The 1,832-nt window shown below is 57.4% G+C and carries 1 protein-coding gene; it reads right to left on the minus strand.

The features are described 5' to 3' along the window. Positions 1-83 precede the first annotated feature (83 nt). Positions 84-1,400, minus strand: coding sequence for a group II intron reverse transcriptase/maturase (ltrA, locus tag AC1DKH_RS30290; protein WP_477800222.1), 1,317 nt, complete (start codon positions 1,398-1,400; stop codon positions 84-86). Positions 1,401-1,832 lie beyond the last annotated feature (432 nt).

Raw genomic sequence — 1,832 nt, forward strand, 5'->3', positions numbered from 1 at the left:
ATCGGCATAGGGGACGGCCTTGCCGTTCCCCTGCCACACCACCCGGCATGCGGGTCCGCACCGGGCGGTTCGAGAGATTGAGGTCAGGAGAGACGCGGCAATCCCAGGCGATCAAACCAAGCCAGATTCAGCACCCGATTCAACCAAAGACAGCTAGTACGCCACCAGCGGCGGGTGTTTCCCACTGCTCTTTGCGCATCATCCCTATTGGCGCCCAGTGCCTGCAGCTTTGTGAAAGCCGTCGTTCCGCGTTTCCACTGTTTCAGTTGAATAGCCCTCAGTCGGTGCCGTATCCATTCCTCCAGCAAACGCAGGATTTTCGGAGTTTGCGACAGACTGAAGTACGCTTTCCAACCCAACAGGTACCGACGAAGGTCATCGACAACCCGCTGCATACTGCGACCGCAGTTGCGCCCGGTAAGCTGACGGATTCGCTGCTTGAACTGCTTCTGTGCTTTGTATGAAACCGCGCGCCTGACTTCGCCTCTTCTGGACCAAAACTCGTAGCCCAGAAACTTTCGGCCAAACGCACTCGCCACTGCACTTTTGCTCTCGTTGACGCTCAAGTGCAGCTTTTCATACAGGCGCCGGAGTAAGGCCATTACTCGCTCGCCTGCCTTTTGGCTGCGAACATACACATTCGCATCGTCGGCATAGCGCACAAAGCAATGACCTCGACGCTCAAGCTCCCGATCCACTTCGTCCAGCAGCACATTCGCCAATAAGGGCGATAGCGGGCCACCTTGCGGCGCCCCGCAACGGCGCTTTTCAACCACCCCATCCATCATCGTTCCGGCGTCCAGATAAGCCCGGACCAGCCGGATAACCGGCTGCTCTGCAATCCGTTTGCTTAAACGATCAATCAGAATGTCGTGGTCGACTCGATCAAAGAACTTTTCAAGGTCCACATCCACCACGATTTGCCGGCCCGAGGATACATAGTGCTGTGCCGCGAGAATCGCGCCGTGAGCATTACGACCCGGACGAAAGCCGTAGCTGTGTTCACTGAAGGTAGGATCAAGTAGCGGCTGCAAAACTTGCAGTAGTGCTTGCTGGATAAGACGGTCGGTGACCGTCGGGATACCCAACTCGCGTTCGCCGCCGTCGGGTTTTGGGATGACCACTCGGCGTACCGGGCTGGGCCGATACGCCCCTGACAACAATTGTTGGCGAATCCCAACCCACTCTGTCAGCAAATGTTGAGCTGTCTGATCAATGTCCAGACCGTCGACACCCGCTGCACCTTTGTTGGCTTTGACTCGCTTCCACGCTTGTTGCAGGTTTTCTCTCGCAAAGGCGCATTGCAGCAACCCTTGCCCTGCGCTTTCGGTATCACCTTGCGGGCAGCATGCCTCGTCGCTGACAGGGAGATTCACGGCTTCACCGTTCTTTCTCCGCATCCGCCCCGCGTTTGGCAGGCATCTGACTTCCGGTCATGTCGCATCAAGGTGGCCTACTACGCTCTCTCTCGTTCGGCCCTTCGTCTAAAAAAAAAGACTACTACGGCCTCTGCTGACTTCTCGCTCCGGCTTGCGCCGTCGCCCTTTCAGGCGCGAGGCGAGATCTCCCCAGGTAAGAACGCAATCCTTCACCGCACAACTGCCGAATCTACGTCGTCGCCCTTTTGACCACTAGAGCTTCGCGGTTGTTCGCCCGCTCGCCCTGGCCGACTTCGCCTCATATTCGATTTTTGTACATCAGCTCGCGGCTTCGCTCCACGCTTCCTCCCCACACTCGGTCACCCTCATGCAGTTGCGCTTCACTTCGTTTGCTGTGGTCAACTTACGGTGGGACTTGCACCCACAAGATTGCGCCCATGCTGGGCGCACGAA

Source organism: Pseudomonas sp. 05L36, from assembly GCF_056398125.1.